This is a genomic window from Pseudarthrobacter equi (genome assembly GCF_900105535.1).
In the GTDB taxonomy this organism is placed as follows: domain Bacteria; phylum Actinomycetota; class Actinomycetes; order Actinomycetales; family Micrococcaceae; genus Arthrobacter; species Arthrobacter equi.
Map to the genome: position 1 here is coordinate 3,698,548 of NZ_LT629779.1, position 14,226 is coordinate 3,712,773.

Sequence of the window (14,226 nt, forward strand, 5' to 3'; positions counted from 1 at the left end):
TAGCTTTCGAAAGCTACGTTGCTTCCGCCGTGCGCACCAGCGTAAGGGCTGTATCAATCCGCGCAAGGCCGATCATCTCTTACAACGGCCTATGATTGGGCTTGCATTAGTTGGAGCATCACATGGGGGGCGCATGAACACCACGGCCAAGGGCTGGAGGCCTAAGTATGCGCGGAGGTTGCTACTTATAGATGCAGCCGTAACGCTTTGGGCCGTAGTTGGCGCATACATCGTCCGTTTCGGTTACACAGACGCACCCGTCGTGGACGCAAGTGACATCACATACCAGACATTTGCTATTGGCTTAGCGGTCATCTGGTGGTTGATGTTGGGCTTCTGGGGCAGTCGAAACAGCAGGGTACTAGGCGCAGGGTCAGAAGAATATAAGCGAGTCCTCGCTGCTTCAGTTTGGCTCTTCGGTATTGTGGCCGTGGTTTCCTATGCACTCCGGATTGACACTGCCCGCGGATTCGTGGGCTTAGCCTTCCCGGCTGGCGTTCTTGGCCTACTTGTTGCCCGCTGGCTGGTGCGCCAACACCTCAGCCTTGATCGCAAGCTTGGACGCAGTAACTCGCGTGTCCTGATAATCGGGGGCCCAGATTCTGCAAAGCACCTAGTTCGTTCCCTTACTAGCGCACCTGCAGCGGGTTATCACCCCGTAGCGGCTCACCTGCCCGGGGCACAACAGCTCGACTTTGCTCATGAAGATTTCCCAGTTCCAGTAACGGGTGTGAGTTCAGACATCGAGGCACTCCTGAGCGCCATCGAGGCACACCAGGTGGATGCTGTTGCGGTGTCCGCCGGAGCACTTCTGACGCCATCGGACCTGAGAACGTTGGGCTGGGAGCTAGCGGCCCGCGAAATCGGCATGATTCTTGCACCCGCTCTTACTGACGTGGCCGGACCCAGAATCCACACCCAGCCTGTGGCAGGGCTGCCTCTTATTCATGTTTCGACACCGAAGCTAACTGGTGGCAAGAAGGTCGCAAAGCGTTCATTTGACCTGTTCGGAGCCGGCATACTGCTGATCCTGCTGTCACCACTCTTTTTACTTCTAGCAGCCCTGGTCAAAACAACGAGTGCTGGGCCAGTTTTCTACGCACAGGAGCGCATTGGCCTGCGTGGAACGACTTTCAAGATGTTGAAGTTTCGGTCCATGAAGGTCGACGCCGACGCGCAACTCCAACAATTGCTGGCCGCGCAGGGTTCTGGGGACAAGCCTCTATTCAAAATAGAAAACGATCCACGTATCACGCCGGTAGGACAAATACTGCGGAAATACTCTCTAGACGAGCTCCCGCAACTACTAAACGTCTTCCTCGGCAGCATGAGCCTGGTTGGACCTCGTCCCCAGCGTGCGAGCGAGGTAGCCCTATACGACGATGCTGCTCATAGGAGACTCTATGTAAGCCCCGGCATGAGCGGCCTCTGGCAGGTGTCCGGTCGCTCCAACCTCACATGGGAAGAAAGCATTCGCCTTGATCTCTACTACGTAGAAAACTGGTCGCTTATGGGCGATGTGGTGATTCTGTTCAAGACTTTCCGGGCCGTTTTTGGAAGTACAGGAGCGTTTTGATGCAGGAGATGCCAAGTTCAAGTGCCTCGCGCTCAGGTGAACTCAGCTCAAACGACAGCCGAAGAGGCCGGCGCCGGCGACCTAGGCAGCCTCGACGGATTCTCCTAATTTTCGCCGGTGTGTTCCTGCTTCTCGTTGTGCTCAGTGCAGCTTGGCTAGGAATTAGGGCCGCCACACTGCATTCTGAGATGCAGCATGTTGCAAGACTTGTACCTGAGCTGAAGACAGCGATTCAAGATAACAACCGATCCACTGCGCTGACCAAGGTGGATGAGCTCTCTGTCAGGGCTCAGTCATCGCGTCAACTTGTTAGCGACCCAGTCTGGAGCATGGCGACCATTTTGCCCTGGATTGGACCCAATTTCCAAGCAGCAAGAGAAATGGCAATTTCCGCCGACGACGTTGTTCAACTCGGAGTGGCACCGCTCGCGCAATCCTACGAGGCGCTTGATTGGCAGAACCTCATTACCGAGCAGGGCATAAACCTGCAGCCTCTAAAGGCAGCGTCGCCCGGACTAACGTCGGCCTCCCATGCCCTGCGCGCGTCCTCCGCCCGCTTGAGGGGAATAGACGCTGGTGCTTTAATCCCCGCGTTGAAAACCCCTCTCATCGAGGTTCGAAGAGAACTTGATACTGCCGGCGCTGGTTTGGAGGCCGCTTCGGACGCCGCTCGAATGACGCCCGAAATGATGGGTAGCGCCGGTGCACGGCATTACCTCTTGCTAGTCGAGAATAATGCCGAAGTTCGTGCGACTGGAGGAATACCCGGAGCGCTGGCCATCCTCAGCTTCGATAACGGCAGAATGTCACTTGCAGGGCAATCTAGCGCCGGAGCGCTGGGCACTTTCTCCCCTGTCGTTCCCGTAAATTCTGATCAAACGGAGATCTACTCGGCCCGTCTTGGTAAATTCATGCAAGACGTAAATTTAACTCCGGACTTCCCCACTGCTGCCAGAACCGCATCGTCGATGTGGGAAAGCAGAACCGGTCAACGGGTTGACGGTGTCATTTCTCTCGATCCGGTAGCTTTGGGCTATCTCCTTGACGGGACGGGTCCAGTCGACTCCATGAACCCCGAGATTGCGAAGATCGCACAGGGAAAACTGCCACAGAAGCTGAACGGACAAAACGTTGTTAAGACTTTGCTATCCGACGTTTACTCTGCGATCGAAGAACCCGAGATGCAGGACGCATACTTTGCGTTTGTTGCAAAAGAAATTTTTGGTGCTCTTTCCAAAGGCCAGGGCAACGCAAGCGGTCTGATTGAGGGCGTTACCAGCAGCGTCCAGGAAGGCCGGCTTCGGCTCTGGTCGCAGGCGGAGACTGAGCAATCAATCATCGGGAAATACGCGTTGAGCGGTTCTATAAGTGGAGTCACAGTGGCACCCGCCGAGTTCGGCGTCTATTTCAACGATGGCACAGGCGCCAAAATGGACTACTACGTGAAACGCACTGTTCAGTTGGTGAGGGCGTGCTCAAAGGACGGCTACGAAGAGACAACCGTGCGCGTTATTAGTACCAATACAGCCCCTAACGACGCCGCAAGATCGTTGCCCGCGTACGTGACCGGTGACGGCAACTTCGGCGTCCCGCCGGGCTCAGTTCAAACCAACATTGTGGCCTATGGCCCCGCGCAATCCACTGTTGAAACAGCGGTTATTGACGGGCAGAAGGCCCCGTTTTCGCCACATATCCACGACGGAAGACCCGTAGGCGTAGTGGCTGTCCGCTTGGCACCTGGCGAGAGTCAGACCGTCGAGTTTAAGTTTGGCAAGATCGTGCAGCACGCTGAACCTAACTTGGTTGTCACACCGACCGTCCAACCCGTCAAGGATGTGATCCTGCCCACAGCAAACGCGGCCTGTGGTTAAATCTCGAGGTTCATTCGTTAACACTATGTAAACCGACTGGATTGAGATTGCTCACAGCGAACGCCGGATGGTACGGTCTTTTTTGGGATATCTATCCGTGGTTCTGCACAGGGTCTCGTGCGGAGGGGAACTTCCCCAAATTCGGGTATAACAAAACTTAAACGTCTCCGGGGGGACACATGAAGAAAACACTCGCAGCACTCGCACTGGCAGGTTCCATCGCACTTATCGGCTCGACTCCGGCCATGGCCGCAACCTACCCGGCCCTTCCGCCGGCGGCTGGCGTTTCTGACGGCACCGTTGCACCGGGCGAAACCTTCACCTTCACGGGTCAGGGATTCATTGCTGGGGAGACGGTAACCATCACGGTCACAGTCGTTACGGGCGGCGCAGCAAATGCTGGCGGCACCGCAGTTTCGGCCAAGATCCCCGTGTTCCAGGCACCGCAGACGCTTACGGCAACTGCTGACGCTCAGGGCAAGATCGCTGTCCCGCTTGCTCTCAACGAGGCCGGGACTTACTCCATCACGGCAACTGGCAACACCTCTGGCGTTACTGTTGGCCCCGTGACGGTGTCGGTTGCTGCTTCACTTGCAAACACCGGTGGCAACGCTGGCGGCGCGCCGCTGGCCAACACCGGTTCGGGTACAGGTCTGGCCAACACCGGTGCAGATTCCGGTTTGATCCTCTGGACTCTGGTTGGCGCTGGCGCACTGGCAGCCGGCGCAACCTCCGTGGTGGTTGTTCGCCGCCGCGCCAAGGCAGAGGTTGCTGCATAACCGCAGCTAGTAAAGCTCCACCAAGAAGGTGGGTGGTCCTCCGCACTTGGAGAACCACCCACCTTTTCGTTTAACTTCTTTTCAGTTGCGGCCGTCCGAGCTCTGAGAGGCCTGACCGTTACTGTTATTGCGTGTAGTTGAACCATCAGGCGACGCTGGAGAAGTCATTTGGATCTGTTTTGAACGGCTTTCACCAGCAACGGTTTTGGAAGCTCATCCTCGTCGCCATGTTCATCCCCCTCGCCTTCATTGCGTTTTGGCCGACACCAGTCGACCAACCCATCGACGGACAGATCGCGGATGTTCTCAGCCTTCTGCATCGCCACGGCTTGCCGCTGTGGTTTGACTACGCATTTATTGAGGCCTTTGCGAACATCCTGCTTTTTTTGCCTTTAGGATTCGTGACCCGTCTCGCTTTTCCGTTCAAACGATGGTGGCAAATTGGAGCATTTGGCCTCCTTGTATCCGGTTGTATTGAGCTGGGGCAGCTTCTGTTTCTTCACAACCGTTTTGCAAGTCCGTCAGACATCGTGACTAATACTGCAGGTGCTGTCATGGGAGCTTTGCTGGCCAGCTTGGTTGTCAAGGCAAAGAGGCCCGCCGCCTTCCGGCAACGGGCCTCATGAGACGTCTGAAATTACCACCTATCCAACAAAGCTTTTTAGCCAGGTCTTAAGATCCTCGCCGAACTCCACTCTCTCGGACGCAAGGGTAATGACGGCTTTGAGGTAACTCAGCTTGTCCCCGGTATCGAAGCGGCGGCCCTTGAATACCACTCCGTAGACGCCGGAACCTTCGCCCTCACCGGCTGCCAACGTCTGCAGGGCATCAGTGAGCTGGATCTCGTTACCGCGCCCCGGCTTGGTGTTCTCAAGGACAGTGAAGACAGACGGATGCAGCACGTAGCGGCCGATCACGGCCAGATTCGACGGAGCGTCTGCCACGGCGGGCTTCTCTACCAAGCTGTTGACGCGGACGTAGTCTTCGCCCTCAACGGCCGTGACATCCGCGCATCCATAGGCGCTGATCTGGGATGGTTCCACTTCGATCAGCGCGATCACGGAGCCGCCTGTCTTTTGCTGCACCTCAATCATGGTGCTCAGCAGGTCCTCCGCCTCGTCAATGAGGTCGTCACCCAGCAGCACCGCGAAAGGCTCGTTACCTACGTGCTGCTTGCCGCACAGCACCGCATGGCCGAGCCCCTTTGCCTCTCCTTGACGAACGTAGTGAATTGGACCCAGTTCGGAGGCTGCCTGAATCGATGCAAGCCGGTCCTTGTCCCCCTTCTGTTCAAGAAGGCGCTCCAGGCCCGGCGCGCGGTCGAAGTGGTCCTCCAAGGCTCGCTTGCTGCGGCCTGTGATCATCAGGACATCGTCGAGCCCGGACTTTATGGCTTCTTCCACGACGTACTGGATGGCTGGACGGTCAACCACCGGCAACATTTCCTTCGGCATTGCCTTGGTGGCCGGTAGGAAACGAGTTCCCAGTCCAGCTGCAGGAATGACGGCTTTAGTTACGGCTCTCCCCATAGTCATATCTGAACCTTAACAAATCTCGTAAAGCGACGGGTGGCTGATTTGGATTTTTGGCAGCGACCCCGTAAGCCCGTCATCTTGAGGCCAGTCACCGGCCCTTAAACGCCGGCTCCCGCTTCTCCTGGAACGCCAGGAAGCCCTCGGCGTAGTCGTCGGTCTTGCAGAGCCGGGCCTGCTCCTGGTTCTCCTCCTGCATGGACGCCCACAGGCCCAGCCGCTGGTCGCGGATGTGCGCCACCAGCTCCTTGGACGCCACGAACGCGCCCGTGGCCCCGGCAGCCACCCGCGAGACGATCGCCCGCGTCGACTCCAGCAAAGAATCAGCCGGCATGGCCCGGCTGAACATCCCCTGCGCCACCGCCTCGGCGCCCGAGATCAGGTCCGCCGTGTAGATCAGGTCCAGCGTCCGGTGCATGCCCAGCCGCTCCGTGAAGTACCAGTGCCCGCCCGAATCGAGCGTGGCCCCCAGCTTGGCGAACGGCGAACCGAACTTCGCGTTCTCCGCCACGTACACCACGTCCGTGGCCAGCAGCAGCCCCAGCCCCACCCCCAGGCAGGCGCCCTGGGCCGCGGCAAACGTCGGCGCCGGGAACGCCGCCATCTTCTTCAGCAGCGGCTCCACCAGCCCGCCCAGGTACGCGGCGGCGTCGTCGCTCTCCGGCGTGACCCCGGCAATGTCCCGGCCCGCGCAGAAGGCGCGGCCCTCTCCCCTGAGCAGCAGCGCCCGCACCTCACCGCGAGAGGCGGCGACAGCAGCGTCGTCGTACGCCTGGGTTAAATCCCGCAGCGCCTGCTCGTCCAGCGAGTTCAGCTTGTGCGGGGCGTTGAGAACAACCTCGGCGATGCCGTTGCTGATGGAAAGGGAAATCATGGAACTCCTCCGTTGAAGCTGAAAATGACCTACACGTCGAAGTCGACAGTGACTTCCTTGCTGGTGGGGTGGCTCTGGCAGGTCAGCACGTAGCCCTTGTCCAGCTCATCCTGCTCCAGCGCATAGTTCTCGTCCATGGTCACGGTGCCGGTGACCACCTTGGCCCGGCACGTGCCGCACACTCCCCCGGCACACGCGAACGGCACATCCGGGCGCACCCGCAGCGCCGCGTTCAGGATCGATTCGCGCGCATGCGTGGGGCTGGCCACGTCACCCTGCAGGCCATCCAGCTTGAACGTGATCTTGTACGTCTCCTGGCTCTCGTCCACGATCACGGGACGGCCGGCATGCCCCTCCGGGCGGTCCGGCTTGCCGGACGTGAACAGCTCGAACCGGACGTTCTCCGGCTTCACGCCGCGCTCGGCCAGGGTGTCCCGGCACAGCTGCACCAGCTCGAACGGCCCGCACAGGAACCACTCGTCCACATCGTCCGCGTGGATGGCGGTGCCCAGCAGCTGCTGCAGCTTCTCGGCATCGATCCTGCCGGACAGCAGCGGCGCGATCCGCTGCTCACGGCTCAGCACGTGGTGGATGGCCAGCCGCTGCGGGTACTTGTCCTTCAGGTCCGCCAGCTCCTCCAGGAACATCACGTCCATGGCGGCCTTGTTGGCGTAGATCAGGTCGAACCGGGTCTCCGGGTTGGCGGCCAGCAGCGTCCGGGCGATCGCGATCACCGGGGTGATGCCGGAGCCCGCGGCGATGGCCACGAAGCTGCCCGCCTCCCCCGCCAAATCTTCCGGGTGGTTCATGGAGTTCATGACATTCTGCTCAACAGCCTGGCCGTCGCGGCCGTGCTTGGACACGAACGCGCCCATGGGGCTCATCACGTCCAGCTCGTGGCCGGCCTTCAGCTCGGCGTTGGCCCACGTGGAGAACAGCCCGCCCAGGTCCTTTTTCACGGCCACGCGGATCTCACTGCTGCCGTCCTCGAAGCTGCGCGGCTCCGCGCAGATGGAGTAGCTGCGGCGCACCTCGTGCGGCTCGCCGCCGGCGTCCGGCAGGGTGGTGCGCAGCGCCACGTACTGGCCGGGCAGGTAGTCGAACTGGCCGGTAAGCTCTTTTGGTACCGCGAAGGACACCTCGATGGCATCGTCGGTGAGCCGGCGCACCTCCTTCACCGCAAGGGTGTGGAAGGACGGACGACGGCGGCCGGTGGCCTGCGCCTCCTCGGCGGCGGTCTGGCGGACAACAGTCATGGCGGTTCCTTAGAGGACTTTGAAGTAGTCGAACGGTTCCTTGCAGTCCTGGCACACATACAGGGCCTTGCAGGACGTGGAACCGAAGCGGGTGAGTTCCTTGGTATGCAGGCTGGAGCACTGCGGGCACTTCACGGCCATCTGCAGCCGGATGGGGCCGGCATGCCTTGCCGCGTCGCTCCTGCCGGTGGGCGGGGCGATGCCGTACTCCCGCAGCTTCGCCTTGCCGGCCTCGGTCATCCAGTCAGTGGTCCAGGCCGGGGCGAGGACCAGGTCCACGGTGACGTCCGCGATGCCCTCTTTGGCGAACGCGGTCTTCACGTCGTCCCGGATGGCGTCCATGGCCGGGCAGCCCGAGTACGTGGGCGTGATGGTGACGGTGGTGCGGCCACCGGCAACCTGCACATCCCGCAGGATGCCCAGGTCCTCGATGGTGAGCACGGGGATCTCCGGATCGCACACCGTGGCGGCGATGTCCCACGCCTTTTGGCGCGGGGTCATGGTCCGGGTCTCGAAGTCCGAAATGTACACGGTCACCAGCTCGCCCCGGGATGCTCCCGCGCCAGGACCTGCATCTCCGCGAGGAGGTAGCCCAGGTGCTCCGAGTGCAGGCCCTCACGGCCGCCGCCGGGGGCCGCCGGAACGTCCGGCACCTCCAGCTCGGCTTCTTGGAGGACCTCGCCGGTGAGGCGGTCAAAGTCTTCCCTGAGCGAGGAAGGCGCGACGGCGGCACCCGCCTCGGCGAGGCTGGCCGTCAGATGATCGTCGCGGAACAGTTCGGCAACGAACGGCCACATGGTGCGGAGGCCGTGGATCATCCTCGTGCGGGATTCCTCGGTGCCGCCGGCCAGGCGCAGCACCCACTGGGCGCTGTGGTCCCGGTGGTAATCCACTTCCTTGACGGCCTTGGCGGCGATGGCTGCCAGGGTGGCGTCCGTGGATTCGGTGAGGCGGCGGTACAGCTCGAACTGGTAGTAGCTCACCACGAACTGCCGGGCGATGGTGGCCGCGAAGTCCCCGTTGGGCTGCTCAAACAGCTGCACTGAGCGGAACTCGTGCTCGCGGCGGAAGTACGCCAGGTCATCCTCGGACCGCGGCGTGCCGTCCTCCTTGGGGATGCCGGCACCGGCGTAGGTGAGGAAGCTGCGGGCGTGGCCCAGCTGGTCCAGGGCGATGTTACCCAGGGCGATGTCCTCTTCGAGCTCCGGGGCGCGGGAGATCCAGTGGCCCAGGCGCTGCGCCAGGATCAGGGCGTCGTCACCGATGCGCAGGGCGTACTCCGCCACGTCCTCGGTGGGCTTGGCCAGGCCGGTCTTGACCTCGAGGGCGATGTCCTCCGGGCGGAGGGCGTTGCCAGGGGTGATCCGGGTGGCGGAGGCGTTACTTTCACCACCGACCATTGGCGCGGCTACGCCGGTGGAGATGTCGCCGTGACCCGTGGTGGTTTCGCTGTTCGTTGGGGGCGTGCTCACAGGTGCTTTACCCCTTCGCTCTTGGTGTAGTACGTGGCGTGCCGGTAGTCCTTGCCCTGCGGGGACTCGAAGAACGAGCCCTTGGAATCGGGATCGCTGGCCGCGATGGCGTCGGCCGGGACAACCCAGATGGAGACGCCCTCGTTGCGGCGGGTGTAGAGGTCGCGGGCGTTGCGGAGGGCCATCGCGGCGTCCGGGGCGTGCAGGGACCCGGCGTGCACGTGGCTCAGGCCGCGGCTGGACCGGACGAAGACCTCCCAGAGGCCCCAGGCGGAGCGGTCGTGGTGCTCCTGTGGTGCAGTGCTGACTTTGGGGGCTTCGCGGTTGATTTCTGCTGCGCCGCTTGCGGGGGCTTCCGGGTTGCCGTGGGGGCTCATGCTGCGTATTCCTTCTGCATCTTTGCTGACTGTTTTGCTGCGTAAGCCGCCGCTGCTTCCCTAACCCAGGCGCCGTCGTCGTGCGCTTGACGCCTGCGTTCCAAACGCTGGGCGTTGCAGGGACCGCGGCCGGCGAGCACTTCCTGGAACTCGTGCCAGTCCAGCGGGCCGTGCTCCCACTTCTTGGTGTCCTCGTTGTAGCGGACCTGGTCATCGGGGAGGGTGAGGCCCAGGACCCGGACCTGCTCCACCATCATGCCCACGAAGCGGCTGCGGAGCTCGTCATTGCTGAACCGCTTGATGTTCCAGGCCATGGACTGCTTGGAGTTGGGCGAATCGTCATCCGGCGGTCCGAACATCATCAGCGCCGGGGCGTACCAGCGGTTCACGGCATCCTGCGCCATCTGCTTCTGCGCTGCCGTTCCGTTGGAGAGCTCCAGGAGGATCTCGAAGCCCTGGCGCTGGTGGAAGGATTCTTCCTTGCAGACGCGCACCATGGCGCGGCCGTAGGGGCCGTAGGAGGCGCGGCACAGCGGGACCTGATTGCAGATGGCTGCGCCGTCCACCAGCCAGCCGATGGCGCCCATGTCCGCCCAGGTGCGGGCGGGGTAGTTGAAGATGCTGGAGTAGCGGGCCTTGCCGGCGATGAGGTCGTCCATCATCTTGTCGCGGCTCTGGCCGAGGGTTTCGGCGGCGCTGTAGAGGTAGAGCCCATGGCCGGCCTCGTCCTGGACCTTGGCCATGAGGATGGACTTGCGCTTCAGGCTGGGGGCACGGGAGATCCAGTTGGCCTCGGGCTGCATGCCGATGATCTCCGAGTGGGCGTGCTGGGATACCTGGCGCAGCAGCGTCTTGCGGTAGGCGGCCGGCATCCAGTCCTTGGGCTCAATGCGTGAATCTTCGGCGATGACGCGGTCGAAGTGGGCCTGGCCGGCTGCGTCCGCTTCTTGCTGGGCCGCCTGGGCCTGTTCGGTTGCGGGCTCAGCGGGCACTGACTGCAGGTTCTGCGCTGCCATGGTTGCTCCTATGCAATGACCTTCCGGGACGGCGCGGATTTATTTACCGACCGTTCGTTCAGGATATGCGGAAGCGTTTGGGGCCGTCAAGCGTGCCACCCCTTTTCGACGCGCGCTCACTCGTGGCGGCTCCCCCTTCGACGCGCGCTCACTTGTGGCGGCTCTCGCTACAACGCGCGCTCACTTGTGGCGGCTATCCCTCCAACGCCCGCTCACTCGTGGCGGCTCCCCCAACTGGGTAGCAGTAGATGTCGTTTTGGGGGCTCGGCGTAACGCTGCAGTAACGGCCGTCGTGGCAAATGGAGACCAACCAACCTGAAACCAGTGAGCGCGCGTCCCCTGGGAAGACACCGCAAGTGAGCGCGCGTTTGAGGGGGTACTGAAGGGCCATGGCGAGCGGAGTGGCGGGTCAGAGCCTGCAACTGCAGACCGTGCTGCACGCTGAACTTCGTGCGCTGCCCGGCCTTCTAAACGCCATGGGCATGCTGGCCCTGACCCACGACGAGGTCACGCAGGCCACAGAACGCGCGCTCGCCGAGAACCCCGTCCTGGAGCGGGCCGAGGGCCACCCGTGCCCCGGCTGCGGCCGGCACGTCGCCTCCGGAACCTGCCCCCGCTGTACGGGGCGGGCCACCGCTGCCCAGTTCCCCGGCGGCATGGAACCGGCCTATGACCCCTTCGCGACGCTCGAAGCCGACGCCGGAACGGAAGTCCGGTCCGACTGCCGTCACGCGCTCACCCTGGTCATCGCGCACCTGACCCCACGCGGGCTCCTCGACGCCGGACCGGAAGCGATCGCCGCAGCTGAAAACCTGGAGCCCGGGCACGTCCACGAAGCCGTCCGCGCCATCAAGGCCGTGGGCCCGCCCGGCATCGCCGCCACCAGCATCACCAATTTACTGGCCGCCCAGGCTGACGCGCTCGCGGAGCAGGGCCACGTCCCGCACTGGCTCCCCCGCCTGGTTCGCGGGCACCTCGGCGACCTGGCCGCGGGAAGCACCGACGTCGTCGTCCGCGCCATGGGACTGACCGAGGCCCAGGTCCGGGAAGGCCTGGCGCTCATCAAGGACCGGCTGAAGCCGTTCGTTTCCGCGGAAACTGCGTCCGTTGCAGGAGCGGCTCCAACCGCGGACGTGTTCCTGTACCGCAGGCCCGACGGATCGCTGGAGGTGGAGGTGCCGGCGAGCGCCTGGTTCGGGCTGCAGGTGGCGGACCTCTCCGCCGGCCTGCGCGGGGCGTCAGGCACCACCGAGGCGGCGCAATGGCTCACAGAGCATGAACTTGCGGCGCAGCGGCTCCTCTACCAGATCGACCGCCGCGCCGGCGCCCTCCTCCGCATCACCGAATGCGCGGTGATGCACCAGAAGGACTTCCTGGACCGCGGCACCGGGCACCACAAACCCCTGACGCGGACCGCCGTCGCGCAGGAACTCGGGCTGCACCCGTCCACGGTGAGCCGGGCGGTCAGCGGCAAGCGGCTCCGGCTGCCCACCGGCTCCGTCACGGACCTCGCCTGCATGTTCGGCAAGGGCCTGGCTGCGCGGGCTGCCTTGCGGGAATCAATCACGACGGCGGGTCCCGCCTCGGACGAGCAGCTCCGGGAGATGCTGGCGCGCGGCGGGTTCAGCGTCGCCCGGCGGACCGTGAACAAGTACCGTCACACGCTGCAGCAGGGCGCCTGAGCGCAACTTCGCTGCACCAGCCCCACGCGAATCTATTTTCGCCGCGGCGAACCCCCGTTCGGCCCCGCGCTTGTCAGCGCCCGGAAACCCGGCCCCGGAGACCGCAACCCAAGCCCCCAAAGGGTTGGCACGAATTGTGCAGTAAGAGGGTATGCGGTGTTCCGCGGTGGCGCCTCCAACGGCGGCGCCTGCAAGACTCCGGAAAGGAAATACTCATGCACGACATCGATAGGGCACTGTTCGAGGGCCAGGACGAAGGCACCTGGGGCGAGGTGATGGAACAGGAGTCCGGCTACTCCTACGAGGACGAGTCACCGTTCCAGGGCGAAGACGCCGGCGAGGCCGGGGGCCTGTGGGGAGAGGCGGACAGCCGCGAAGCCGACGAGCTCGCCCTCGCCGCGGAACTGCTCGAAGTCAGCGACGAGGACGAACTGGACCAGTTCCTCGGCGACCTGGCCAAGAAGGCCTTCTCCGCCGCCCGCGACTTCGCCGGCAGCGCCGCGGGACAGGCCGTGGGCAACGTGCTCAAGTCCGCCGCCAGGAAGGCCCTGCCCCAGCTGGGACAGGCGGTGGGCAACTACTTCGTCCCCGGCGCCGGCGGTCAGGCCGGACGACAGGTGGGCAAGTGGCTGGGCAGCAAGTTCGAATCCGGCCTGCAGCTGGAGGGCCTCTCCGCCGAGGACCGCGACCTGGAAACCGCGCGCGCCTTCGTCCGCTTCGCCACCGACACCGCGCAGCGGACCGCCGCCACGCCCAAGAGTGTGCCCGCCGTCCAGGCAGCACAGCAGGCAGCCACCGCCGCGGCCCGGCAACACCTCCCCGGCCTCCTCAAACGCCCCGGCCAGCCCGGCCAGCCCGGCCAGTCCGGACGTTCCGGCGGCCGGTGGATCCGCCGCGGCCGCAACATCGTCATCCTCAACGCACGCTAACCCGGCACAACCCACCCCCGAGCACCACCCAACCCAAAGGACATTGCCATGAGCACCTACTACGAGACCGAGTCCGCCAGCCCCTGGGCGCAGGAAGAAGAGGACGAAGGCGGCTTCAGCGGCTACGAAGGCGAATCGGACCACGAAGGGAACCTCGAAACCGAACTGGCCATGGAACTCCTCAGCGTCAGCTCCGAGGAGGAACTGGACCAATTCCTGGGCAGCCTGGCCCGCAGCGTGGTCCGGGGCGCCTCCAAGTTCATCAAGTCCCCCATCGGCAGAGCACTGGGCGGCGCGCTCAAATCGGTGGCCAAGACGGCGCTGCCCATTGTGGGAGGCGCCATCGGCTCCTTCGTGGCTCCCGGCGTCGGGACAGCCATCGGCAGCAAGCTCGGCTCCATGGCCGGCGGCCTGCTCGAAGCCGACGAAGCCGAGTCCATGGACGAATCCGAGGCCGAGGAAGAAGCCGCCCGCCGCTACGTCCGGTTCGCCCGGGCCGCCTACCGCAACGCCGCGCGGACCCCCGTCTCGGTCCCGCCCAACGCGGCCGCCCGCGCCGCAGCCACCGCAGCCGCCCGCCGCTACGCCCCATCCCTGCTGCGCGCCCGCCAGGCCGCCCGGCGCGGATCCAGCGGTTCCGGCGGCTACCGCGGCGGCACCCGGATCTACAACAACCAGTACTCCGGAGCCACCTGGGGCGCCCCGGACGAGGGCTGGGACAGCGGCCAGCAGAACGGAAATTCCGACGCCGGCCAGGGCGGCGGCCAGGACGGCGGCGCGGACGAGGGCCGCTGGATCCGCCGCAACGGGCGCGTCATCCTGCTGGGTCTCTGACCGGCGGAGCGGACACGGCAGACGGCTG

General features: G+C 63.8%; 14 protein-coding genes. 7 read left to right on the plus strand and 7 right to left on the minus strand.

What is annotated here, in order from left to right; all coding sequences use genetic code 11:
• The first annotated feature begins 133 nt into the window (after window positions 1–133).
• The 4 genes from BLT71_RS16775 (at window position 134) to BLT71_RS16790 (ending at window position 4,852) form a co-directional block, all read left to right on the plus strand.
• Window positions 134–1,576, plus strand: a complete 1,443-nt coding sequence (locus BLT71_RS16775) for a sugar transferase (protein WP_091722519.1) — start codon at window positions 134–136, stop codon at window positions 1,574–1,576.
• A gap of 188 nt (window positions 1,577–1,764) precedes the next feature.
• Window positions 1,765–3,447, plus strand: a complete 1,683-nt coding sequence (locus tag BLT71_RS16780; protein ID WP_231994333.1) for a DUF4012 domain-containing protein — start codon at window positions 1,765–1,767, stop codon at window positions 3,445–3,447.
• A 179-nt stretch (window positions 3,448–3,626) separates the two neighbouring features.
• Window positions 3,627–4,226, plus strand: a complete 600-nt coding sequence (locus BLT71_RS16785; protein WP_091722522.1) for an LPXTG cell wall anchor domain-containing protein — start codon at window positions 3,627–3,629, stop codon at window positions 4,224–4,226.
• A gap of 137 nt (window positions 4,227–4,363) precedes the next feature.
• Window positions 4,364–4,852, plus strand: coding sequence for a VanZ family protein (locus BLT71_RS16790; protein ID WP_231994335.1), 489 nt, complete (start codon window positions 4,364–4,366; stop codon window positions 4,850–4,852).
• An 18-nt stretch (window positions 4,853–4,870) separates the two neighbouring features.
• Here the strand turns inward: BLT71_RS16790 and galU are convergent, their stop codons facing one another.
• The 7 genes from galU to paaA form a co-directional block, all read right to left on the minus strand.
• Window positions 4,871–5,761: a UTP--glucose-1-phosphate uridylyltransferase GalU gene (galU, locus tag BLT71_RS16795; protein WP_091722524.1), complete on the minus strand. Its 891-nt coding sequence runs from the start codon at window positions 5,759–5,761 to the stop codon at window positions 4,871–4,873.
• An 88-nt stretch (window positions 5,762–5,849) separates the two neighbouring features.
• On the minus strand, window positions 5,850–6,632 hold the full coding sequence (locus BLT71_RS16800; RefSeq protein WP_091722527.1) for an enoyl-CoA hydratase/isomerase family protein: 783 nt from the start codon (window positions 6,630–6,632) through the stop codon (window positions 5,850–5,852).
• A gap of 29 nt (window positions 6,633–6,661) precedes the next feature.
• Complete coding sequence (gene paaE, locus BLT71_RS16805; RefSeq protein WP_091722529.1) at window positions 6,662–7,888, minus strand: 1,2-phenylacetyl-CoA epoxidase subunit PaaE; 1,227 nt, start codon at window positions 7,886–7,888, stop codon at window positions 6,662–6,664.
• Window positions 7,889–7,897: 9 nt separating this feature from the next.
• The gene (gene paaD / locus BLT71_RS16810; protein ID WP_091724109.1) at window positions 7,898–8,389 is read right to left on the minus strand and encodes a 1,2-phenylacetyl-CoA epoxidase subunit PaaD; all 492 of its coding nucleotides are present in this window, start codon (window positions 8,387–8,389) and stop codon (window positions 7,898–7,900) included.
• Window positions 8,390–8,421: 32 nt separating this feature from the next.
• Complete coding sequence (gene paaC, locus BLT71_RS16815) at window positions 8,422–9,360, minus strand: 1,2-phenylacetyl-CoA epoxidase subunit PaaC (protein ID WP_091722532.1); 939 nt, start codon at window positions 9,358–9,360, stop codon at window positions 8,422–8,424.
• Window positions 9,357–9,737, minus strand: coding sequence for a 1,2-phenylacetyl-CoA epoxidase subunit PaaB (paaB, locus tag BLT71_RS16820; RefSeq protein WP_091722535.1), 381 nt, complete (start codon window positions 9,735–9,737; stop codon window positions 9,357–9,359). The genes paaC and paaB overlap by 4 nt, the downstream gene beginning before the upstream one ends.
• Window positions 9,734–10,753, minus strand: coding sequence for a 1,2-phenylacetyl-CoA epoxidase subunit PaaA (paaA, locus tag BLT71_RS16825; protein WP_091722538.1), 1,020 nt, complete (start codon window positions 10,751–10,753; stop codon window positions 9,734–9,736). Before paaA ends, paaB begins: the two co-directional genes overlap by 4 nt.
• A gap of 401 nt (window positions 10,754–11,154) precedes the next feature.
• On the opposite strand from paaA, the gene BLT71_RS16830 reads away from it, so the two are divergent.
• The 3 genes from BLT71_RS16830 to BLT71_RS16840 all read left to right on the plus strand — a co-directional run bounded on the left by BLT71_RS16830 (window position 11,155) and on the right by BLT71_RS16840 (window position 14,198).
• Window positions 11,155–12,435 carry an RNA polymerase factor sigma-54 gene (locus BLT71_RS16830; protein ID WP_172829996.1) on the plus strand — a complete coding sequence of 427 codons (1,281 nt, stop codon included), beginning with the start codon at window positions 11,155–11,157 and terminating at the stop codon, window positions 12,433–12,435.
• A gap of 215 nt (window positions 12,436–12,650) precedes the next feature.
• Window positions 12,651–13,364, plus strand: a complete 714-nt coding sequence (locus tag BLT71_RS16835; RefSeq protein ID WP_091722543.1) for a hypothetical protein — start codon at window positions 12,651–12,653, stop codon at window positions 13,362–13,364.
• A gap of 48 nt (window positions 13,365–13,412) precedes the next feature.
• Window positions 13,413–14,198, plus strand: coding sequence for a hypothetical protein (locus BLT71_RS16840; protein WP_091722546.1), 786 nt, complete (start codon window positions 13,413–13,415; stop codon window positions 14,196–14,198).
• Window positions 14,199–14,226: the final 28 nt, after the last annotated feature.